General features: G+C 31.1%; 27 protein-coding genes. 5 read left to right on the forward strand and 22 right to left on the reverse strand.

Features of this window, described 5'->3' with window-relative positions; all coding sequences use genetic code 11:
• Positions 1-2 precede the first annotated feature (2 nt).
• The 5 genes from pstB to AC5SL1_RS03880 all read right to left on the reverse strand — a co-directional run bounded on the left by pstB (position 3) and on the right by AC5SL1_RS03880 (position 5,715).
• Positions 3-770 carry a phosphate ABC transporter ATP-binding protein PstB gene (gene pstB, locus AC5SL1_RS03860; RefSeq protein ID WP_020169518.1) on the reverse strand — a complete coding sequence of 256 codons (768 nt, stop codon included), beginning with the start codon at positions 768-770 and terminating at the stop codon, positions 3-5.
• A complete protein-coding gene (pstA, locus tag AC5SL1_RS03865) occupies positions 770-2,029 on the reverse strand; it encodes a phosphate ABC transporter permease PstA (RefSeq protein ID WP_494599194.1) in 1,260 nt (419 codons plus the stop codon). Before pstA ends, pstB begins: the two co-directional genes overlap by 1 nt.
• Positions 2,022-3,422 carry a phosphate ABC transporter permease subunit PstC gene (gene pstC / locus AC5SL1_RS03870; RefSeq protein WP_494599195.1) on the reverse strand — a complete coding sequence of 467 codons (1,401 nt, stop codon included), beginning with the start codon at positions 3,420-3,422 and terminating at the stop codon, positions 2,022-2,024. Before pstC ends, pstA begins: the two co-directional genes overlap by 8 nt.
• Positions 3,423-3,539: 117 nt before the next feature.
• Positions 3,540-4,556, reverse strand: a complete 1,017-nt coding sequence (locus AC5SL1_RS03875; RefSeq protein ID WP_011282196.1) for a substrate-binding domain-containing protein — start codon at positions 4,554-4,556, stop codon at positions 3,540-3,542.
• A gap of 115 nt (positions 4,557-4,671) precedes the next feature.
• A complete protein-coding gene (locus tag AC5SL1_RS03880) occupies positions 4,672-5,715 on the reverse strand; it encodes an ATP-binding protein (RefSeq protein ID WP_020169521.1) in 1,044 nt (347 codons plus the stop codon).
• Positions 5,716-5,791: 76 nt separating this feature from the next.
• Here AC5SL1_RS03880 and AC5SL1_RS03885 point away from each other — a divergent pair, with 76 nt between their 5' ends.
• Together AC5SL1_RS03885 and AC5SL1_RS03890 are read left to right on the forward strand one after the other, a co-directional pair.
• Positions 5,792-6,757, forward strand: a complete 966-nt coding sequence (locus AC5SL1_RS03885) for a hypothetical protein (protein WP_494599196.1) — start codon at positions 5,792-5,794, stop codon at positions 6,755-6,757.
• A gap of 123 nt (positions 6,758-6,880) precedes the next feature.
• Positions 6,881-7,249 (forward strand): hypothetical protein, encoded by a 369-nt coding sequence (locus tag AC5SL1_RS03890; protein WP_494599197.1) that lies wholly within the window; start codon positions 6,881-6,883, stop codon positions 7,247-7,249.
• A 190-nt stretch (positions 7,250-7,439) separates the two neighbouring features.
• Here AC5SL1_RS03890 and AC5SL1_RS03895 read toward each other — a convergent pair whose 3' ends face one another.
• From AC5SL1_RS03895 to AC5SL1_RS03910, 4 genes are read right to left on the reverse strand one after another with little or no spacing between them, the layout of a single operon-like run.
• On the reverse strand, positions 7,440-7,604 hold the full coding sequence (locus tag AC5SL1_RS03895) for a hypothetical protein (RefSeq protein WP_006996709.1): 165 nt from the start codon (positions 7,602-7,604) through the stop codon (positions 7,440-7,442).
• Positions 7,601-7,783 carry a hypothetical protein gene (locus tag AC5SL1_RS03900; protein ID WP_494578570.1) on the reverse strand — a complete coding sequence of 61 codons (183 nt, stop codon included), beginning with the start codon at positions 7,781-7,783 and terminating at the stop codon, positions 7,601-7,603. The genes AC5SL1_RS03895 and AC5SL1_RS03900 overlap by 4 nt, the downstream gene beginning before the upstream one ends.
• Before the next feature lie 7 nt (positions 7,784-7,790).
• A complete protein-coding gene (locus AC5SL1_RS03905) occupies positions 7,791-8,228 on the reverse strand; it encodes a DUF4396 domain-containing protein (protein ID WP_018414244.1) in 438 nt (145 codons plus the stop codon).
• 5 nt (positions 8,229-8,233) lie between these two features.
• On the reverse strand, positions 8,234-8,662 hold the full coding sequence (locus AC5SL1_RS03910) for a c-type cytochrome (RefSeq protein ID WP_494599198.1): 429 nt from the start codon (positions 8,660-8,662) through the stop codon (positions 8,234-8,236).
• Positions 8,663-8,740: 78 nt separating this feature from the next.
• Here AC5SL1_RS03910 and AC5SL1_RS03915 point away from each other — a divergent pair, with 78 nt between their 5' ends.
• Positions 8,741-9,625: a DMT family transporter gene (locus tag AC5SL1_RS03915; protein ID WP_494599199.1), complete on the forward strand. Its 885-nt coding sequence runs from the start codon at positions 8,741-8,743 to the stop codon at positions 9,623-9,625.
• A 14-nt stretch (positions 9,626-9,639) separates the two neighbouring features.
• Here AC5SL1_RS03915 and AC5SL1_RS03920 read toward each other — a convergent pair whose 3' ends face one another.
• From AC5SL1_RS03920 to AC5SL1_RS03945, 6 genes are all read right to left on the reverse strand, one after another.
• Positions 9,640-10,173, reverse strand: a complete 534-nt coding sequence (locus AC5SL1_RS03920; protein ID WP_494599200.1) for a pentapeptide repeat-containing protein — start codon at positions 10,171-10,173, stop codon at positions 9,640-9,642.
• A gap of 69 nt (positions 10,174-10,242) precedes the next feature.
• Positions 10,243-11,643, reverse strand: a complete 1,401-nt coding sequence (locus AC5SL1_RS03925; RefSeq protein WP_494599201.1) for a Glu/Leu/Phe/Val family dehydrogenase — start codon at positions 11,641-11,643, stop codon at positions 10,243-10,245.
• 17 nt (positions 11,644-11,660) lie between these two features.
• A complete protein-coding gene (locus tag AC5SL1_RS03930; protein WP_494599202.1) occupies positions 11,661-12,149 on the reverse strand; it encodes a hypothetical protein in 489 nt (162 codons plus the stop codon).
• Positions 12,146-12,439 (reverse strand): hypothetical protein, encoded by a 294-nt coding sequence (locus AC5SL1_RS03935; RefSeq protein WP_494573543.1) that lies wholly within the window; start codon positions 12,437-12,439, stop codon positions 12,146-12,148. The genes AC5SL1_RS03930 and AC5SL1_RS03935 overlap by 4 nt, the downstream gene beginning before the upstream one ends.
• A 1-nt stretch (position 12,440) precedes the next feature.
• Complete coding sequence (locus AC5SL1_RS03940) at positions 12,441-14,051, reverse strand: SulP family inorganic anion transporter (RefSeq protein WP_494599203.1); 1,611 nt, start codon at positions 14,049-14,051, stop codon at positions 12,441-12,443.
• A gap of 170 nt (positions 14,052-14,221) precedes the next feature.
• Positions 14,222-14,620 carry an HIT domain-containing protein gene (locus AC5SL1_RS03945; RefSeq protein WP_494579095.1) on the reverse strand — a complete coding sequence of 133 codons (399 nt, stop codon included), beginning with the start codon at positions 14,618-14,620 and terminating at the stop codon, positions 14,222-14,224.
• Between the two features lie 59 nt (positions 14,621-14,679).
• On the opposite strand from AC5SL1_RS03945, the gene AC5SL1_RS03950 reads away from it, so the two are divergent.
• Positions 14,680-14,880, forward strand: coding sequence for a DUF2061 domain-containing protein (locus AC5SL1_RS03950; protein ID WP_168606116.1), 201 nt, complete (start codon positions 14,680-14,682; stop codon positions 14,878-14,880).
• A gap of 16 nt (positions 14,881-14,896) precedes the next feature.
• Here AC5SL1_RS03950 and AC5SL1_RS03955 read toward each other — a convergent pair whose 3' ends face one another.
• Genes AC5SL1_RS03955 through dctP form a run of 6 tightly spaced genes read right to left on the reverse strand, consistent with a single transcriptional unit; the run spans position 14,897 to position 20,926 of the window.
• Positions 14,897-16,201, reverse strand: coding sequence for a malonyl-CoA decarboxylase domain-containing protein (locus tag AC5SL1_RS03955; RefSeq protein WP_494586890.1), 1,305 nt, complete (start codon positions 16,199-16,201; stop codon positions 14,897-14,899).
• A gap of 6 nt (positions 16,202-16,207) precedes the next feature.
• Complete coding sequence (locus AC5SL1_RS03960; protein ID WP_494599204.1) at positions 16,208-17,044, reverse strand: sulfite exporter TauE/SafE family protein; 837 nt, start codon at positions 17,042-17,044, stop codon at positions 16,208-16,210.
• A complete protein-coding gene (gene dusA, locus AC5SL1_RS03965) occupies positions 17,044-18,048 on the reverse strand; it encodes a tRNA dihydrouridine(20/20a) synthase DusA (RefSeq protein WP_494599205.1) in 1,005 nt (334 codons plus the stop codon). The genes AC5SL1_RS03960 and dusA overlap by 1 nt, the downstream gene beginning before the upstream one ends.
• Positions 18,038-19,369: a TRAP transporter large permease gene (locus tag AC5SL1_RS03970; protein ID WP_494599206.1), complete on the reverse strand. Its 1,332-nt coding sequence runs from the start codon at positions 19,367-19,369 to the stop codon at positions 18,038-18,040. Before AC5SL1_RS03970 ends, dusA begins: the two co-directional genes overlap by 11 nt.
• Positions 19,369-19,863: a TRAP transporter small permease subunit gene (locus AC5SL1_RS03975; protein ID WP_271766511.1), complete on the reverse strand. Its 495-nt coding sequence runs from the start codon at positions 19,861-19,863 to the stop codon at positions 19,369-19,371. Before AC5SL1_RS03975 ends, AC5SL1_RS03970 begins: the two co-directional genes overlap by 1 nt.
• Positions 19,864-19,915: 52 nt before the next feature.
• Complete coding sequence (gene dctP / locus AC5SL1_RS03980; protein WP_494599207.1) at positions 19,916-20,926, reverse strand: TRAP transporter substrate-binding protein DctP; 1,011 nt, start codon at positions 20,924-20,926, stop codon at positions 19,916-19,918.
• Positions 20,927-21,011: 85 nt separating this feature from the next.
• On the opposite strand from dctP, the gene AC5SL1_RS03985 reads away from it, so the two are divergent.
• The gene (locus AC5SL1_RS03985) at positions 21,012-22,157 is read left to right on the forward strand and encodes a CaiB/BaiF CoA transferase family protein (RefSeq protein WP_494600292.1); all 1,146 of its coding nucleotides are present in this window, start codon (positions 21,012-21,014) and stop codon (positions 22,155-22,157) included.
• On the opposite strand, the gene rpoZ is transcribed toward AC5SL1_RS03985, so the two are convergent.
• Positions 22,154-22,681 (reverse strand): DNA-directed RNA polymerase subunit omega, encoded by a 528-nt coding sequence (gene rpoZ / locus AC5SL1_RS03990; protein ID WP_494599209.1) that lies wholly within the window; start codon positions 22,679-22,681, stop codon positions 22,154-22,156. The genes AC5SL1_RS03985 and rpoZ overlap by 4 nt on opposite strands.
• Positions 22,682-22,707 lie beyond the last annotated feature (26 nt).

Raw genomic sequence — 22,707 nt, forward strand, 5'->3', positions numbered from 1 at the left:
GATTAACCAAACCTCCCTGTAATATAATCCTGGGTCATTTTATTTCCAGGGTTTTTAAATATTTTCTCTGTTGTATCCACTTCAATTATTTTTCCTAAATGGAAAAAGCCAGTTCTTTGAGAAACTCTTACAGCTTGGGACATTGAATGAGTAACAATGACTATTGTATAACTTTTTTTAAGTTCATCAATTAATTCTTCAATTTTAGCAGTGGCAATAGGGTCTAGTGCCGAACACGGTTCATCCATTAAAATAACTTGAGGATTTACTGATATGGCTCTTGCAATACATAATCTTTGCTGCTGACCTCCAGATAAACCTGTGCCTGCTTCATTTAACCTGTCTTTAACTTCGTTCCATAAAGCTGCTTTTTTTAAACTATTCTCAACAATTTCATCCATATCTGTTTTATTTTCTGCTAAACCATGAATGGTTGGTCCATAAGAAATATTATCATAAATACTTTTTGGAAAAGGATTGGGTTTTTGAAAAACCATACCAATTTTCTCTCGAAGTCCTACAACATCCAGATTTTTGTCAATGATCTCTTCATCATCTATTGTAATTGATCCTTCAACTTTACAAATATCAATAACATCATTCATTCTGTTTATGCATCTTATGAAGGTTGATTTTCCACATCCAGAAGGACCGATTAAAGCTGTAACTTCTTTGTCATAGATATCCAAATCTACATCAAAGAGTGCTTGTTTTTCTCCATAATGCACATTTAAATTACTGCTTTTAATTTTTATTTTATTATTTTTCATTACCACTTCCTTTCAAATTTTTGTCGTAAGTAAACTGCTATAAAATTTAATGTAATTAAAAAACTTAAAAGAACCATAATAGTTGCTGATGTTTTTTCTACAAACCCTCTTTCTGCTTGTTCAGACCATAAATAAACCTGTACTGGCAACGAAGCTGATGGATCCGTTGGAATAGATGGAATATCGACCACAAAAGCAACCATACCAATCAATATTAAGGGCGCTGTTTCCCCAAGCGCTTGGGCCAAACCAATAATAGTTCCTGACAAAGTGCCTGGAATTGCTAAAGGCAGAACATGATGCGTAACTGATTGAACTTTAGATGCGCCAATTGCAAGCGCTCCTTCTCTAATTGAAGGAGGTACTGCTTTTAAGGAAGCTCTACATGGAATAATAATTCTTGGTAAAGTCATTAAGGCTAAAGTAATTCCTGCAACTAATGGAGTTGATCTTGGTAGATGAAAGGTCCCAAGCAAAATACCCAAACCTAATAATCCAAATACAATGGAAGGTACTGCTGCTAAATTATTTATATTAATTTCTATAAAATCAGTAATTTTATTTTTAGGAGCAAATTCCTCTAAATAAACTGAAGCTGCAATAGCGATTGGAAAAGATAATAATAAAGTAATTACAATGGTAAAAAATGAACCTACTAAGGCTCCACCAATTCCTGCAAGTTCAGGGTTTCTTGAATCTCCTTTAGTAAACAAATATGAGTTAAATATTTTATTAACTTTTCCTTCATTAACTAATTCGTCATAAAGATTTAATTGAAAATTATTAATCCGTCTTTGCTCTTCTGGAAGTTCTCTAGGGTAATTACCTTTATGCAATTGATCAAAATCATCTGATGCAGTTAGTTTTAATACAGTGGTTTGATTTAAAGCTTTTGGATTATCAAGTAAAAAGTTTCTTATTTCATATTCATAATCAGGACTAAATAAATTAATTAATAACTTTTCTTCAGTTAAACCATTAACTTTTTTTACTCTAAGAATACTATCAATTGCTAGTTCATAGTAATCTGTATTTTCTAAATCTTCTAGTGGAGGCGATTCACTTAATTCTAAAGTGTCAGCATCAAAATTTACCTCAACATCGATAGTTGTTTTTAAAAATGCGCCACTGCCTTTTGAAAAGATAGCATTTAATAAAAAGATTACAAAAAAAATTGCTAGTAAAATAGAAGTTAATCCATAGAGCTTAAATCTTTTTTCAGCATTATGTCGTTTTTTTAATCGTTGCTCTTTATTCATATTTTTCTCTATATTTTTTAACAAATCTTAAGGCTATGTAGTTTAAAATTAATGTTGCAAAGAAAAGTGTTAAGCCCAATGCAAAAGCAGATTGTGTTTTTGGACTATCGAACTCCTGATCGCCAATTAATAACATTACAATTTGAGTGGTGATGGTAGTGGTAGACTCAAGTGGATTAATGGTTAGATTTGCGGCTAAACCAGCAGCCATTACCACAATCATTGTTTCACCAATGGCTCTTGATACAGCTAATAAGACAGAACCCACAATCCCTGGTAATGCAGCAGGAATTACAACATTTTTAATAGTTTCTGATTTAGTTGCTCCAATTGCATAAGATCCATCTCTTAAAGATTGAGGGACTGCATTAATCACGTCATCAGATAATGAAGACACATAAGGAATAATCATAACCCCCATTACCAATCCTGCAGCAAGAGCACTTTCAGAAGATACCTCTAAATTTAACTTTTCACCTAATTCTCTAAAAAAGGGGCCGATAGTAAGCGCTGCAAAAAAACCATATACAACTGTTGGAATTCCAGCCAGGATTTCAATAATTGGTTTAGAATATTTTCTAACTTTAGAACTTGCGTACTCTGCCATATAAATTCCAGAAAATAATCCAATAGGAACAGCTACAAGCATTGCAATGAGAGCTATAAATGCTGTACCAGCAAATAAAGGAACAGAACCAAAAGCACCTTTTAAATTTTCATATTCTAAAGCTGTAATTGCTGAGGCATCACTAACGAAAGCTCTTTGAGGACTCCAATTCATTCCAAACAAAAAATCAAAAATATTAATTGCTGAAAAAAATTTTAAACTTTCAAATAAAAGAGAGAAAATAATTCCCATTGTTGTTAATATAGCAACTAGAGAACATACAAAAAGTAATCCTGTTAAAATTTTTTCAACATCATGTCTTGCTTTATTATTTTTTGAAATTCTAAAAATCCCATATGAGATAGCAGCAATAAAAGTTGATAATAATAAAACAATTTTAGAATTTTGAGCAATTGTTTGTAAATTTTCATAATTCTTAACACCTATTTTAATTTCTTCAGTTAAGGTTCCTGAAAAATTACCCTCATAAAGTGATCTAATTTTTTGATAAAGTAAATTAAGTTGGTCACCCGAATAATTTAAATCGTTTTGAATTAAAGTTTGTGAGATCAAATATTTAATAATCGCTGGTTCAAATATAGACCAAAATAATAATATAATTAATGCTGGTAACGCACACCATAAAGCTAGATAATAACCATAATAATTTGGTAGAGCGTTAATCTTTATAGATTGTGTTGATGTAATTTTTCTTATTCTAGAGCGACCATATAAAAATGATAGATAGCTAAATATTGTAACTAATAATAAAATTATAATATTCATGAGCTTATGTATTACAGTTTTAATGTTACAGATTTGTTACAATTTTAAACTTCAAATTGTACTAATAAAAAAGGCCAGAAGTTTATTCTGGCCTTGATTATGTTTGAGGAATTTAAATTACTTGATGCTAATAGTGTTTAATTCGACTGCTGCAGTTCTTACAACATCATATTTTGCTTTAGCTAAAGGTACTAAACCGATCTCAGCTAAGTAACCTCTTGGTCCCATTGCTTTTTTTGACGTAAAATCTTTAATAAATGCGTCAATTCCAGGAACTACTCCAATATGTGCTTTTTTTACATAAAAGAATAAAGGTCTAGCTATTGGATATGAGTAATCTTGAATACCTTCAAGACTAGGTTTAACTCCTTCTATAGCTGCAGCTTTTACCTTGTCTTTATTGCCAACTAAATAGCTATAACCAAAAAAGCCGTATGCGTCAGGATTTGATGCTAGTTTTTGAACAATTAGAGTATCGTTTTCACCTGCTTCTACTGCATAACCGTCTTCACGGATTTTAGTACATTCGCTACTAGCTTTGTCACCAAAAAGTGCTTTTGCCTCTTTAGAACAACCTTTGCTCATTACTAAAGAATTCCATGCATCTCTTGTACCTGATGTTGGTGGGGCAATAAGAATTTCAATCTTTTTAGAAGGAAGTGATGGATCAATGTCGCTCCATTGTTTATATGGATTAGCAACCAATTTACCATCTACATCTACTTCATTTGCTAGTGCTCTCCAAAGTTGTTCTTTAGTAAAATTTGAATCTGGAGAATCTACTGCGTGAGCTAAAGAAATACCGTCATTTCCTACAATAATTTCTATAATTTCAGTTACACCATTTTTTTCACATAATGCTTTTTCTTTAGATTTTATAGCTCTTGATGCATTAGTAATATCTGGGTGATCAGTGCCAACACCAGCACAAAATAATTTCATACCCCCACCCGTTCCAGTGCTTTCAATTACGGGCGTTTTAAATTTTCCTGTTTTACCAAAATTTTCAGCAACAACAGTTGCATATGGGTAAACAGTTGATGACCCCACTATCCGGATTTGATCTCTTGCTTGAACATTTGACGCAAATAGCATCACCGTCAAGATTGATAAAATAATTTTAACATTTTTCATTTTTATTTTTCCTTTGTTTATTTATATTTAATTCTTATAAAATTTCTTTGTTTCAATTTTATTACAAGTTTATGAAACTTTTATGACAAAGAATATTTTATTATCTTCTAAAATTTTATACTTTTGGAAATTCAATGGTAAATTCAGTACCTTTTCCTTCAGTACTGATAATATCCATAGTTGCACGGTGTTGATTTACTATATGTTTAACAATAGCCAAACCTAAACCAGTACCCCCTGCATCTTTGCTTCTTGCAGGATCTACTCTGAAAAAACGCTCAGTGATTCGGGATAAATATTTTTTAGGAATTCCAACCCCTTGGTCTTTAATAGAAAACAAAATAGTGTCCATTTTCTTAACCAAGGAAATTTTAATGACAGTATCACTATCGCTATACTTGCAAGCATTATCAATTAAATTAGTAAAAATTTCTATTAATCTATTTCTATCTCCAGAAATTTTATAAGTATCATCTGTAATATTGTTTTCTATTTTTATCTTTTTTTTCTTAACAAGCTCTGAATTCAATTTAATCACGTGAGTTATTATTTCTTTTAAATCTAACTCAGTGGTGGGTCTAATATGTTCTTGTAATTCGATTTTTGACAATGAAAGTAAATCATTAATCAAATTTTCCATACGCTCCGTTTGTTGCATCATAATGGGTAAAAATTTCTTTTGCATTTCAAAATCATTTGAAGCATGACCATCATTTATTGTCTCTAATCCTAACTTAATTGACTGTAAGGGTGTTCTTAACTCATGAGAAACATTAGCAACAAAATCTGATTTAAATTGTTGTGTCTTATATATTTCAGTTAAATCTTTTAAAAATATTATTACAGAATGTTCATCTTCAGATTCATTTAAAGACTCTGGGATAATATTTACATTATAGAATTGAAAAATAGGAAGTTTAATTTCCACATCTAAAACTTGTGAACTTTTATCCTGAATTGCAAGATCAATACTTTCTAATAAATTAGCATCTCTTAAAATTAATGAAATATTTTTACCAATAATATCATTACCAAATCTAGCAACAGCGCTTTTATTTGCAAAAAAAACATTTTTAAATTTATCAAGGATAATTACTTGATCCATCATCTCATCAAGAAATATCATTTTTTGATCTTTTATTTTAATATCAGAGCTCATAATTTTAAAACCAGAGGTAGTATTATAACTCTAAAAATAAATTTGTAATTAATAATTAATTATATAGAAAGTTTTAATGACTCTTACACTGTTTTATACAATCGTCGGCTTTGCTTTAGCGGGGTACAGTGTTATTGCAAATGACTCAATTCAAACATTGGGAACTTTTATCGCGTCAAAACAAAAATGGTTTAAATGGTACACTCTTGCTAGTGCAGCATCATTTGTAATGATACTTGCTATTACTTGGGGCTGGTACAGTAATGATGGAGATATCTCTTACGGCAGACTAACAAGAATACCTTTCCAAGAAATACAATGGTATCACGCAGTGGCACCAGGAATACTTCTAATATTAACAAGAATAGGAATACCGGTTTCAACAACCTTCTTAGTTTTATCAGCTTTTGCATCAACGGTGGTGCTTGAGAAGATGCTTATGAAAAGTGTTGTCGGCTATGGTTTAGCTGCAACGGCTGCTTATATTTGCTGGGTCGTTATTTCAAAATTTATTAATGAAAAACTAGATGAAGTTGAAGACAAATGGATTGGCTTTTGGCGTAACTCTGTTTGGGTAACTTCTGCTTGGTTATGGTGGGTTTGGTTATCTCATGATGTAGCTAACATTGCAGTTTATCTTCCAAGACAAATTGATGTTAACTTATTATTAATTGTACTAGCTTACTTTACAGCACTACTTTTTTATATCTTCTACATTCATGGTGGAACTATTCAAAAGGTTGTCTTAGAGAAAACTGGCACAAGGTACGCAAGATCAGCAACCATAATCAATATTATTTATGCTGCGGTTCTTTATTATTTTAAAGAACTTAATGACTTACCAATGTCAACAACTTGGGTGTTTGTTGGACTATTGTGTGGAAGAGAATTAGCAATCGCATCAATGAATAGTGATTATAAATTCAAATATGTGTTTCCACTAATTGGTAAAGACTTTCTTAAAATGACTATAGGATTGACGGTGTCAGTTGCAATTGTGCTTGCAATTCACTACATCATAATTCCAAATAATTGGTTTTAAGTTTTAAGACAATTAACATTTAATTATTAGCTCTAAGCATTTAATTTATTGCTTAGGGCTGAATGATTTTGCTTTAAATTATATATATAAAATCATAATATAACTAAAAAAAAGAGGAGAAATATGAAAAACATAATTATTATTTTATTTTCAATTTTTGCATTAGCATCTTGTGGAACTATTGTTAACGATCCAAATGTTCCGGTGTCATTATCATTTAGTGATGGATCTGATGGTAAATGTAAATTGAACAACAAAAGAGCTTCGTACAGTGTAAACATCCCTTCTACAACCATGGTCAGAAGATCTGATGATGCGTTGAGATTTGATTGTGAATCTGAAAATGGAAAAAAAGGATATGGCAGTATTCCAAGTGGAATGGAAGGTGGTAAAGTTGCTGCTAGCGTTTTCTTTTTTGATTTAGGTATTACAGATGCAATTACAGATAAATCTAGAATTTATCCTCCAAGCTTTGTTATTCCTGTAAATTAAAATTAAAACATTCAAATACCAAGGGTATCTATAACCTTTGGTATTTATGTAATTCTGTTTTGACTAATAAACCGAGAGTTAAAAAATTATTTATTTAAGCTTAAACCGTGAACAGAGAAATTTAAAGATAAGGTAATTAAATTTACCAAGACCGTAGAAATTAGGTGCAGATTTTTTAGTCTTTAATTTTTTAGCTTTTTTCTTCTTCATAGCCAATATGGTTTTGTGTTTCGTTTGAATGTTTCAGGTTATAACAATCTGTGCAAAGTAAGATCACCTCTGGTCCTGAGCTTACTTGTGTTAAGATGGCTGTATCATCTCCACACTCACTGCACCCTGATAAACGTTTTTTCATTTATGTTTTTTGCGGGTAATTTCATTAATTCTATCAATATAATTTTTAATCTCAGGGTTATCTTGAGCTTTATTATCTTGCTTAGGGTTTTTCTTCCTTTGGTAATAATAATAGATAGGCATAACAACAGATAAGGCAACAATAATAATTGCTAATATAATTTCAGAAGTTGTAACCATTTAATATTTAATGACAGGCTTGATTGAATTTTTTAAGTCTCCAATAATTATAAGGCCATGGTGTTAAAAATCCCGCAGTTAACATAATAGGTACCACCCACCAAGTTAGCATCGCTCCACCAGTTAAAAAATAATCTGTAGCGTTCATAGAAATTTCCATACTAACCATTGAGATGAAACTCATTCCACAGGCGGTCTTTAAAGCATTAATTAATTTAAAATTTTGTCTCATTAAAATAAAAGTTTCAAGCATAATGCTAGTTAATAAACCATTTATGATTGCTAAAGTCATAATGCCCAATACTGGAAAAGGAATTTTACTTAATTGAAAAAATAGTATGGTTCCAAAGTCACCAATTGCACAACCGATAACACACCACATCGTATTCTTAGCACTTTTTCGCCACGTGTGTTTACACGACCAATGAAATGTGTCTGTTGCCATTTAATTTATTTACTTAAATTTATTTGATGTTTGTAATAATCATCTGGCCAAAAACTTTTAATGTAGGCTAAAACTGAATCTATATCTTTGTCATTTAATTTGTCTCCAAAAGCACCCATTTTACCTTCATAGTCACTAATTATTCCAACTAAGCCATATTTAATAATTTTATGTAATGTCTCATCATCATGGTGCCAAGTATGACCCGTTCCATTTAAAGGGGGAGCTTTACGATGACCATCTTCATCTAAACCCTTCCAATTTTCAGCTCCTGATAAATTAACTTGGTGACAACTAGCACAATTATTTTGGTATACAATTTTACCTCTAGCAATCATTAACTCAGAATCTCTGGTAATTGGAAAATGATTATCTGAATAAGAAATACTACTTAATGATATAAACAGAGTTAAAATTAAAAGTATCTTTTTCATAACAACTAAACTTATATATTAAAATTGTTAGATTAATCTTATATTTTTTTAAGATTGATTGATTATAAGTGTTTATTAATGAACAATTTTTTATTATTTATTGTCACACTTTTTTGCTGGTCTCCGACTTGGTATGTCATCAAGTTTCAATTAGGCTACGTTGATCCTTTAGTGTCCGTGTTCTATAGGTTTTTGATAGCTGCAATAGTTATTTTTGTTTATTTAATTTATAAGAAGAAAAATCTTAAGTTTTCTTTAAATCAACATCTTTGGTTTTTACTCTTTGGTGTTTGTCTTTACTCTTTAAATTACGTTTTCTTTTATCTATCAAACACTTATTTAATAAGCGCATTTCCAGCAGTTGTCTTTTCAACGGTCGTCATTATGAATATTTTAGGAGAAGGCTTTTACTTTAAAAAGAAACCTTCTTTAAAAACTTTACTTGGTGCAACTATTGGAATGATTGGAATTATAATTATTTTCAATGATGAGATTTTCAATTTCAGCTTTGCTAATGGAACCCATGTTGGATTATTTTTAGCCTTACTTGGTACACTATGTGCATCAACAGGTAACATGGTTCATCAAAGAAACTTAAATAATAACTTTCAATTAATACCAACACTTGCGTATTCAATGCTTTATGGATCACTGGTCACACTATTAATCACCCAGATAAAAGGTACTGAATTATTATTTGAATATACCTTCAGTTACATCGCATCCCTTGCTTATCTATCTATTATTGGCTCGATATTTGCTTTTATCTTTTACTTAAGATTATTAGAAAAAGTTGGAGCTGGTCGAGCGGGTTATGTAGGAGTTGTAATGCCTGTACTTGCTTTATTAATCTCAACAATATTTGAAAACTTAGAATGGCAACAAGATTTAATAATAGGTTTACCTATTTTAATAATTGGAGCAGTGCTCGTTATTAATCAAAAAATTAAACCAATAAAATAATTCTTAAGAATTTTTTATTTATTACATTTACCAATAGAACCTGGTAAACATTTAGTTCCATCAATCCAAACTGCGTTATTAAGATTAGCGCCTTCAAAGTTAGCATTTAAAATATTAGCACCCGTTAAATCTGCTTCAAAAAGATTACTGTTAGTAAAGTTAGTCTCAATTAATGAAGCTCCTTTAAAGTTTACTCTTGTTAAATTAGCACTTGAAAAGTTAGCTTTTTCAAAGATACCCCCTTCAAGATTTGCTTCATATAAATTAGTTCTAATAAAAGAAGATTCTACAAAATTACCGTTAGCTAATGTTGCATTCATCATTACCCCTTTATCAAAGGTAACTTTAATAAAGCTGATAAAGGAAAGATTAGAGTTTGGTATATAAGCTCTACTTAGATCTTGGCCTTCTGAAAATTGGCAATTAGAATAATCCACTCCATCAGTTGGAGCATCATCACAACCAGCTTTAGCACCACTAGTTAATAATAAACTTAAAACTAAAATGGTCAAAAGCTTAATAAAGCTAGTCCGCAATATCTTTCTCATATTAAATGCTAACAAATCATAGATTGAGAGTCTTCTATTAATTTAATTATAGATAAAATTAAGCTGCTATTATCGTTTTGGGAAGCCTTCTACGGTATAGAAGTTTCTTATCTTTTTTAGAGATACGTAATAAGCGCTTTCTCTAAAGGATTTTTTTATTTGTTTTTTAGCATTATAAATTTCAATAAATGCATTTCTCATACTGTCTTCTAGTCCTGAAAAAGCTAAGTCCTCTTCATCAGCACCATGAACAATTCTTTTAATGGTATCAAAGTCAGTTTTAGTATTAGTTTTTTTATCTATCAAATCAATAATGTCTAATATTTTTTGTTCTTGAAATCTTTTTTCAACTCTACCAAAACGTATATGAGAAATATCTTTTACCCACTCAAAATAAGAAACCACAACACCACCCGCATTGACATAGATATCAGGAATAATCATAACGCCTTTTTCAAATAATTTTTGATCCGCCTCAAATGAAATGGGTCCATTTGCAGCCTCAATTATTAATTTCGTTTTAATTTTATCTACATTATCAACAGTGATTGCATTTTCTAATGCAGCTGGAATTAAAATATCACAATCTAATTCTAAAAGTTCACTTGGATTATTTTTAAATTCTCCAAGTTTAGGATTATTGATAGTTTTATTTGTCTTATAAAATTCAATTAGTGCATTTATATCAATGCCTTTTTTATTATATAAATAACCATCAAACTCTCCTATGGCTATAATCTTTGCATTATCTCTATTATATAAATGTTTGGCTAAATTACTTCCAACATTACCAAAACCTTGAACTATAATTTCATTATCCTTTAATTCATTTTTCAATCTTGCTTCTTTAACAACATCTTCATGCCTAAATATTTCTCTAACTACTTCTTCAATACCTCTACCGGTAGCCTCAGTTCTGCCAGCAATACCTCCTCTGTGTAAGGGTTTACCTGTTACGCAACCTCTATAATTTATATCATCTGGTTTAAGTGTTTTATAAGTCTCTAAAATCCATTCCATTTCTCTTTCAGACGTTCCAACATCTGGAGCCGGTACATTTAATGCTGGAGAAATAAAACCTTTATTAATTAGTTTACTAGCAAACGCTTTAGTAATTTCTCTAAGTTGGGGCATGGTGTAATTCTTAGGGTTAATTTTTAACCCCCCTTTAGCACCTCCAAAAGGGATATTAACTATCGCACATTTGTAAGTCATCAAAGATGCTAGAGCTTCTGTATCATCTTGATCAACCGTTTCTGAATATCTTAGTCCACCTTTAGTTGGAAGAATGTGCTCTGAGTGAACAGCTCTCCATCCAGTAAAATTATTAATTTTACCGTCTAGAACAACACCTACATTTACTTTAATTAATGAATGAATAGATTTTAAATGTTCAAGTAAGTCATCACTAAAATTTAGTAATTTAGCTGATTTATCTACATGTAAATTAACGTTATCTTTAAAGCTCATTAATAATTATTATATCTTTAATTTATTTTTTTCCAATAACCATAAACACAACGTGTGCCCCGTCTTGAACAATCATATGTATCATGCAAGACACCATCTTTAACAACCGTTATGTGTTTTGAACATGATACAATTAACGTCCCACTTGGAAGTTCATCTTTTTTCAAATGAACTTTGCAGCCTTGACCAATAAACATAGTCGGCGTCCACTGCCAACCTAGTTTTTCAAGGTATTTCTTAACAACTACCCTATGAGTACCTGATCTTGGGCTGTCATTTTTTTGTTTTAAACTTCTTGCAAGTCTTGTTCTTGATGTAGTTCTAAATTCTTCATTTGCCTTATAAAGATCATCATAAATTTTTTGATAAGGAAGACCTGTTACAATTGCAATAGATCTAACTACACAGTCTCCTGCTTTTCCTTTATATCCGGCAGCCGCTCTGCCTCCATCATTGATTTGTAATTCTAGATTGCTACTTGAGAATAGTTTCTTAAAGAAATTCACGATTTAGTTTTATGATCTAAGATCTCAATCATACACTGAGTTGCGTATTCACGCCATTCCACAGCAGATTTATCCTTAAGGTTATTAAGGTGGCTCATGTTGCTATCTATATTTTCTTGATGTTTAGCTTTATCCACTTCATCCAGATTTTTTTCCATGTTAGTAAGATTGGTCTTCATTGCATTAATCCAACTATTGCCAAGCTCTACACATTTAACATCATCTTTCTCATCACAAATTTGCTTGAAGAAATTGAAAATAACATCATCTGCTTTTATCTCTTTGCTCATCTTATCTGCCAAAAATACCTAATTTAACATCATAATCAACTGCAATTCCATAATCAGGATCATCATCACTATCAACTACTAATTGGCCTGCTCTACTTAATAATCTATGACAATCTTTAGTTAAATGTCTTAATTTAACTTTTTTTCCAAAACTATTATATTTGTCAGCAATGTCTTCAATGGCTTTTAATGCAGATTGATCAATTACTTTTGATCCTGCAAAATCTATAATAATTACTTCAGGATCTTCTTCTGGTTTAAATAATTCTAAAAAGCTATCCGTTGAACTAAAAAATAATGGTCCTTCTATTTCATAAACCTTAGCACCTTTTTCTCTAACAGAAGGTCTCTCTACGGCTCTAATTCTTGATGCAGATTTCCAGGCAAAAACTAATGCAGATACAATTACTCCGACAATTACAGCGACAGCTAAATCTTCTAAAACAGTTACAATAGTTACAAGGACAATTACTAACGCATCACTCTTTGGTACAAAAAATAATATCTTTAAAGAGTTCCATGCAAAGGTTCCAATCACGACCATAAACATTACTCCAACTAATGCTGCAATTGGGATCATCTCTATATAGTTTGATGTATATAAAATAAAAATTAATAAGAATAATGCAGCAGCTATTCCTGCAATCCTTGTTCTACCACCTGATTTTACATTAATCATAGATTGACCAATCATCGCACATCCACCCATACCCCCAAAAAAACCAGTAACTGTGTTTGCAAACCCTTGTGCTAGACATTCCTGACTAGCCCCACCTCTTTTATTAGTAATTTCACCAACTAAGTTAAGGGTTAACAAGCTTTCAATTAAGCCAATTGCAGACAATATAAATGCATAAGGGAAAATAATCTTTAGAGTTTCAAAGTTTAAAGGAACACTTGGTATCGAAAACATTGGTAATCCCCCTTTAACACTTGCAAGATCTCCAACACTTGGAATATCAATCTTTAATGCTAAAACTAATAAAGATGTAACTAAAATTGCAGCAAGAGTTGCTGGCACTGCTTTAGTAATCTTTGGTAATAACCAAATAATTAACATGGTTAAAACAACGAACCCTATTGAATAATATAAAGTGTTTCCTGAAATCCATTCTAATTGCCCCATTGCATTAAGAGTTTTAAACTGACTAAGTTGTGAAATACCAATAACAATTGCAAGGCCATTAACAAAACCTAACATTACCGGTTGGGGTACCATTCTAATAAACTTTCCAAGTTTAAAGATACCCGCTAGTAATTGTAAAATTCCCATTAACACTACCGTTGCAAACAAATATTGTGCACCGTGATCCATAACAAGGGACACCATAACTACAGCTAAAGCACCGGTTGCTCCTGAAATCATTCCAGGTCTTCCACCAAACACAGCGGTAATTAAACCAACAATAAAAGCTGCATAAAGCCCTGATAAAGGTGCAACTCCTGCAACAAAAGCAAAGGCAATAGCTTCTGGAACTAACGCTAAAGCAACTGTTAAACCAGATAAAACTTCAATTCTAAATAAAGAAAAGGATGCCCCTTCCTTTGGAATATAATTTTGTGAGTTAAAGCCAATAGACTTAGCAAATGATGAGAGTGTGGTTTTAATCAATGTGTTTAAATTTTAATTATTTATAAGTAGGTGTGTTATCTATTTAGTAAAGCAAGCAGTTGATAAAGTCTAGTTTCAATTAATACGTGTTAACAAATTTGAGACGAATCATATACATAATGATTAAGAGGTAGTGGCGGGAGACTAAAACTACCTCTGTCCTTACCCTTTTAAAAATACTTTTTAATTTTTGAAATAGTTTTCGTTAATAGAACTTTTGAATAAGGTTTTCCCTTTACCACCCAAACAGAAAGTGGCCACGTACTGTCTTTAGTAGATCTTGCAATGATATGAATATGTAATTGGGGAACAATATTACCAATTTTTTCAACATTAAGTTTTTTTGTTTTAAATATTTTTTTCATTAACTTGCTGCAATGAACAATTTCCTTCATTAATAGCATTTGGTCTTTTGAGTTAAGTTCAGAAATATCAGTAATATTTTTTCGCTTAGGAATTAAAATGATCCAAGGAAATTTAGCGTTATCAATTAAACGAATACTACACAGTTTTAATTCAGTTATTAAATGAGAATCTTTTAGAAAACTTTTACTTACTTTATTTGCCATTGTTAAACATTAATATAAATGTGTTCTATAAGCAAAAATTATTATAGGCTAAATTAATTATGGCTGACAAAAAAATACGATCCGTTGCTAAAACATTTTCATGGAGACTTTTTATTTTTATCTACTGGGTAATATTTGGATATATTTTTACTGGTAGTTTTAAAGGAGCTGGAATATTGGGACTGGGCTCTATAATTCCTCTTTTTTTTTATTATTTTCATGAAAGAATTTGGAATAAAGTTAAATGGGGTCTTAATTAAAATTCAAAGATTATATTTATAAATATTTCTTTATTTTATCAGAGACAATTACTTTATTGCTATTCATGTAATCTTCATGATTTTTTTCAATATTTTTTAATTCATAAAGATAATTGACCATCACACCATAAGATCTTTTAAAGCCAGTTTCTGAAATATTAGCATTAATTACAATATCTTCTACAATAGCTCCATTACCTAAATGAAATCTACTCACATCATTAACAGGTAACCCTTTTTGGTTTTTTTCATTAACAATATAATGTGCAACTAATTTCGTTATTGCTTCTTTATTTTTTACAATTCTACCATCACCTAGTTTTAAGTCTTGAGATTTTAAAAAGATAACATCTTGATCTTTTAGATCGCCTAAAATATTTTTAATCTTAGTTTCTTCTAAATAACTAAACCAATCAGCAAACCCTGGTATAGGTGATAAGGTGCCAAAGTTTTTAATATGAGGAAGCTCTTCTTGTATTTCATAAACCACTCTCTTTATTAAAAAATTACCCAAAGTGACTCTAGATAGGCCTTCTTGACAGTTACTAATTGAATAGAAAGTAGCAGTATCATAAGATTTTCCTTCATTATCAGTCGGCTTCATTAATTCTTGAATAGATCTACCAAGACCTTTTGTAAGGGCTACTTGAACAAAAATAATAGGTTCATCTTCAAGAGCTGGATGAAAGTAAGAAAAAAACCTTCTATCTTCTCCTAATCTTCTTTTAAGTTCATTCATATCTTTTATATGATGAACTCTTTCATATTTAATTATTTTTTCTAAAACTGCAGCCTTTGTATCCCATGTGATTTTAGAAAGTTTAAGAAATCCTGGATTAAACCAAGCTCTAAATAAATGTCTAAGATCATTATCTAATTCTGAAAGTTCTTTGTTGTCTTTTAATATTCTTATTAAATCTTCTCTTAATGCAACTATAATCGCTGTTCCATTTGGCGCCATATTCATTCTTCTAAAAAGTTCTCTTCTCTTACCTTCAGAAACTTTAAATAAATTTGACAAAGTATTTTCGTTTTGAGATTTGGTATATTTTTCAATTGCTTCGTTAACTTTTGTAAAGCTAGGCTTATATTTCTCATTAATTTTTTTAAAAAATAATAATTTATTTTCTGGAGATAGTGATTGATATAGTTCAGTAATATCTCTAGCTACAGTTATTCCAAATGCTGCACCTTTGTGTGAAATCAAATCATCACATAAAGAAAAAATAGATTCTAAGTCATTTTTTTTAATCTTTTTTATACTAAAAAGTTTTTGACCTGCATCAGCAATGGATGAAATTATCTCTTTAAAATTAAACATAATTAATTATATAATATTTAGATATTCAACGAAAGATCTTATGGATACTATAAGTAAAAAAGTACCAAAAATTTTACTTAATAATTTTTTATCTATTTTATAAACAGCTTTTGCTCCCAACCTAGCCATAATCATTGTAACTGGAACAAATACTGCAAACCCTAATAAATTTATATAACCTACACTAAAAGGTGTGTTGATATTATCAATTATCTTTCCACCCATAATCATTGTGATCGTTCCACTAAGTGAAATCAAAAAGCCAACTGCTGCAGCTGTACCAATGGATTTTCTTATGTCATAACCAAAAGTTCTCATAAATGGTACCATTAAAGATCCTCCACCAATGCCTAGAGGAACTGAAATAAAACCAATCACAATCCCTGAGATATTTTTGACAATGTCTGAAATTGTTTTAGGATTTTCAACAAGTTTTTCTCTAAGAAAAATAAAAAATAAACCCACCATAAAAGCAAATATTGAAAAGAATAATACTAAAGTTGGTGTCTTTAAATTAACTGCTAAAAAAGTTCCAGCAATAACACCTATTAAAATAAATATACCAAAAGATTTTACCATCTTGAAATCTACTGCATCATATTCCATATGTGTTTTGGTTGAAATTATTGAAGTTGGAATAATAATCGCTAAAGAAGTTCCAACAGCTAAATGCATTCTAGTTGCTAAATCAAAATCTAAAACTGTAAAAGCATAATACAAAGCTGGAACCATTATAATTCCACCACCAACACCAAGTAATCCAGCCATAAATCCTGCAACAGCTGCAGATATTGCAAGGACTGATAGTAGGTTAATTATCTCACCATAGTTTAAGTTTTCCATTATGAGTTAGCTTGGTTGGCTTTTTCGTTATTTTGCACAATGGTCATTATATGTTTTGATTTTTGAAAATCAGAGTCTCTTGCCATCATATTATCACTTAAATATCTCTTCCATTCTTTTGAACCTATTTGACCGTGATATAATCCAACTGTGTGTCTCATAATATGATTTACTTTTGTGCCAAGCTTAACTTCTTTCTCAAGGTATTCTAGTAGTTTTGCAGCTATTTCCTCTCTTGTTGGCTGTTCCTTTGTTCCAAAAATTTCGTTTTCAATCTCAACTAAAGAATAAGGGTTTTGATAGATAGACCTACCAATCATCACTCCATCACATAAAGTTAAATGGTTTTTAATTTCATCAATCTTTGAAATCCCTCCATTAATAATAATTTCTAAATCTGGATTTTCTTCTTTAACTCTATAAACCATTTCATAGTTCAGTTTTGGAATATTTAAATTTTGCTTTGGTGACATTCCAGTTAAAATAGCCTTTCGAGCATGTAATATAAAAGTTCTACATCCAGCACTTTTCATCTTTAGTATAAAATTATTTAAATAATTAAATTCTTCAGTGTCATCAAATCCTATTCTAGTTTTTGCAGTAACTGGAATATTGCAAGCATTAACCATTGAGTCGATGCATTCAGCAACAAGATCTGGCTCTCTCATCAAACAAGCGCCAAACATATTTTTTTGAACCTTTTTGCTAGGACAACCTAAATTAATATTAATTTCATCATAACCCATGTCTTCTGCAATTTTGGCAACTTCAGCTAATTCTACTTTATCAGATCCACCCACTTGTAATGCTAAAGGTTTTTCTTCTGAACTATAAGATAGAATTTTTTTTCGATCTCCATGAATTGCAGATTTTGTTGCAACCATTTCTGAATACAGCATAACATTTTTGCTCATCAATCTTAGAAAGTAACGATCATGACGATCTGTACAATCCATCATGGGTGCTACTGAAATTTTTCTATTAATTTTTTTTTTAATATCCAAGAGGTTTACCCATTAGTTTATCAGGCAACCATGTTACTATCTCAGGGAAGATGCATAATATTACTATAGATAAAACCATCATCATCATAAATGGAAATGATCCCCTTAAGATTGTAGATAGACTTACATCAGGCGTTATTCCTTTAATTATATAAAGATTTAATCCAACAGGTGGTGTTATTAAGCCTATTTCCATATTTATTGTAAATACTATTGCAAACCAATACGGATCAAAACCCAATGTAGTTATCACTGGTAACAATATAGCTGAAGTCATTACAATGACTGCAACTGGTGGTAAAAAGAATCCAGCAACAAGTAAAAACACATTAACAATTAAAAAGATCATCCATTTATTACTACTTAACTCAATCATACTTTGAGCAAGCGATTGGGTTACGTAAAGTTGAGATAATGTGAATGCAAAAAGATAAGAGGCTGCAATAATAAACATTATCATAACACTCTCTTTCATTGAAACTTTAACAATATTCCATATTTTTTTAGGCTGATAAATTTTGTAAACAACCGCAATCATTACAAAAACTAAGAATGCTCCAACACCAGATGCTTCAGATGGTGTGGCTACACCTCCATAGAGAACGTATAAAACTCCAACAATAATAGCTAAGAACGGAAAAATTTTAGGAAGAACTTCAAATTTTTCTCTCAACGTTGGTGGTTTTCTGTTTCTTAATAATTTAGCTGCATTTTTATCAATAAAGTAACTGTGTATTAGTGCCCAAACAGCAAAAAGACTGGCCAACATAAAACCAGGAACAATACCTGCTAAAAATAATCTTCCAATAGAAGTACCTGTTGCCATTCCATAAACAATTAAAACTATACTTGGTGGAATTAAAACCCCAAGCGTTCCTCCAGCTGCAATTGTACCGGTAGCTATTTGGTCTGAATATCCTCTTTTTCTCATTTCAGGAATTCCCATAGTTCCAATAGCAGCACACGTTGCAGGACTTGACCCACTTAATGCTGCAAAAATTGAACACGCTCCAATATTAGAGATTACTAAGCCACCAGGAACTCTCCATAACCATCTATCAAGACCAGTATAAAGATCTTTTCCTGCGGGAGAGTTGGCTACAGCCATTCCCATAAGAATAAACATTGGGATTGATAGTAAAACAAATGAATTTAAGCCTGCATAAAATGTTTCTGCAAAAACATCTAGCATTTGAAATCCTTCAAAAGCGATTAATAAAGCAATTGAGACAAAACTTAAACCAAAAGCAATTGGAATTCCTGAGAACAAAACTATTAAAGTAAAGATAGCAACTATTAGTGCAATCATTAAAGGATCCATTATCTTAAATCTCCTTCATCAAACAGTTTAATTATCTCAGCAATATATTGAAGTATCATTAATATTGAGCCTATTAACATTGAAGAATAAGGTATCCACAAAGGAGGATCCCAAACTGTTCCTGTAGTATAATTTTTAACAAAAGCTTCCTCAACCATCAAAAAACCAAAGTAGAACAGTATTAAAAAAAAACCCAAACTTATAAATGAAGTAAAAATCTTCAATTTAATAATATTTCTGTTTGATAAAAAATCGTAAATCCATTCCATGCTTACGTGCGCTTTTTCGCTTAAAACATAAGCACTACCAATAAAAGTAGATGCAACAAGTAACATTGTAACTAATTCAGTTTGCCAAGTAATAGCACGTTGAAAAAAATATCTTTCAAAAACAAGTTCAACAATGACTAAAATAGATAAAATTAAAGCTCCTACTGCGAAAGCACCACAGGCTTGAGAAGCATAATGACAAAAATTAAGATATTTTTTTTTCATAAAAAAAGAACCCCTAGTTATTTTCATAAATAGGGGTTCTTTATATATTATTTTATTTAACTGCTAAAGCCATTTCCATAAGCTTAGCACCACCTGGTACTTGCTCAGCAAATGCTTTATGAGAAGTTTTCTTAGCTATTTCTATCCACGCAGCATGATCTGCCTCAGACATATATACTAATTCAACGCCAGCAGCTTTGTAAGCATCCTCAAATTTTTTATCTAAATTTGCTACTTGTGCTGTCATGTATTTCTCAGCTTTTTTTCCAGCTTTCATAAGAGCTTTTTGTTGCTTTTTACTTAAAGCATCAAAAGATTTCTTAGACATAAGGATTGGTTCATACATAAACCATAAACCAAATTTTCCTGGAGGTGTTGCACATTTAACTTGTTCATAAATTTTGTAACTAACAAAACTTCCAGAACTAGTATTTGCACCTGTTAATACACCTGTTTGTAGACCAGTATAGATTTCTGAAGATGGCATACTTTGTATACCTGCTCCTGCACCTTCTAACATTTGGTTAAATGCTTTTCCAGCTGCTCTCATTACTTGTCCCTTAACATCAGATGGGTTTCTAATACATTTAGTTTTTGAGGCAAAACCACCACCTAACCAAGCATCAGATAAAACAACTACACCTGCATCGTTAATGATCTTTTTTATCTCTTTCATCATTGGAGATTTATTAAATCTCAATGCGTGATCATGATTTTTAACTGTTCCAGGCATTAATGTTGCACTGAATTCAGGATGAAATTTCGAAGCATATCCTAATGGAAAAGCTGAAATATCTAGTTGACCTGTAGTCATAGGTTTCCATTGCTCTTTAGGTTTATATAAAGATTTTGCTGGATAAATTCTAATATCAATATCAACATTAGCTTTTTTAACCTCATCAGCAATAATTTGAACCATCTCATGACGTGGGTCAAAAGATCCATCAGCTCTAGGTGTACCAGGCCATTGATGACTTGCTTTTAACGTTACCGCATAAGCAGAACCAACAGTTGATAAAACCAAAACTAATGCCGTAAAATATAAAGATACTTTTTTTAACATTACTCTCTCCTCTATTATTAATTAAGTGATGTATTTAATTAGAGATATTGATAAGAGTCAAGACTACATAATTACAGTACAAAATATGGATGGTCCTTTAAAAAACTTACTTGTTCTTGACCTAACTAGAGTACTAGTTGGTCCTTATTGCACGATGATGCTTTCAGATCTGGGTGCACGCGTAATAAAGATTGAGGCACCAGAAGTTGGTGATGACTCTAGAAAATTTGGACCCTTTATTGAAGACTATTCAGCATACTTTATGTCACTAAATAGAGGGAAAGAAAGTATCGCTCTTAATTTAAAAAATGAAGATGATAAAAAAATATTTGATAAAATTTTAGCTAAAGCAGATATTTTAGTTGAAAATTTTAAACCAGGTACTTTAGAAAAATGGGGCTATGGCTGGAAAGATGTTTGTAAAAAATATCCAAGACTAATTTATGCATCGGCATCAGGCTTTGGACAAACAGGTCCGTTAAAAGAATTACCTGCTTATGATATGGTTGTTCAAGGGATGGGTGGCTTAATGAGTGTAACAGGTCAACCAAACTCTGAACCAACAAGAGTTGGTACATCTATTGGAGATATTACTGCGGGCTTATTTACAACCGTTGGAATTAATGCAGCCCTTTATGATAGAGAAAAAACTGGTAAGGGAACTTTTATTGATGTTTCAATGTTAGATTGTCAAATTGCAATTTTAGAAAATGCTATTGCAAGGTATCTTGCAAAAGATGAAATACCAAAACCTATGGGATCACGTCACCCTTCGATTGCACCGTTTGAAGCATTTAAAACAAAAGATAGTTACATCATAATTGCTGCAGGCAATGAAAAATTATTTGAAAAACTATGTAATGTTTTAGATATTTCTGAAATTGCTCACGATCCAAAATTTAATACTAACTCTTTAAGATCTCAAAATATGGAAGTTCTTAAAAAAATACTTGAAGACAAACTTGGTTCGAAAAATACAAGTGATTGGGTTAGTAAAATGGAAAAAGAAAAAATACCATGTGGTCCTATCTTTAATATTAAAGAAGCTGTTGAAAATCCTCAAATTGAAGCTCGGAATATGATTGTTAAAGCTCATCATAAAGTTATTGGTGATTTTAAACTAGCAGGTAATCCAATTAAAATGTCTAACTATAAAGATGAAAAAACACGTGGAGATATTCCTGATCTTGATGAACACAGAGAAAAAATCTTAAAGGAATTTAGTAATTAACTGTTAGGTTCAGTTTCTTCTGAGCTATCTTCTGTAGTTTCACTTTCAGCTAGTTGATCTAAAGAAACTGCTGTCTCCTCGTCTCCCGCTTCTAACTCAGCATCAACATCAACTTCTGGGTCTGCCTTTGCAGTTAATTCTTCTAAATCATCAGAGGATACTTGAATTTTTTCAGGAATTTTTCTAGCTCTTTTAGATGGTAAAATAGGAGTTCCACTTTTAGAAATTTCACCTTTGTACATACTTTCAAAATCATCACCAATAATTTCATCATCATCGGTACCATCGTCAACTTGCTCAACATGTTTTCTAAGTTTATGAACAGCACTGTCAGTTAAATCTGAAACTTGAATAGTGCCTTCTGCAATTTCTCTTAAAGATATAACTGTATTTTTGTCATTATCTCTATCTAGAGTAGGTTCTAATCCTGAATTTAATTGAACGGCTCTTTCTTTAGCAACTAATACTAATTCGTAAGGACTTTCTACTTTATCTATGCAATCTTCTACAGTTACTCTAGCCATGCGCAGTATCTATACAGTGCTTAAAA

This window comes from Candidatus Pelagibacter sp. PS_10_02, assembly GCF_059418005.1.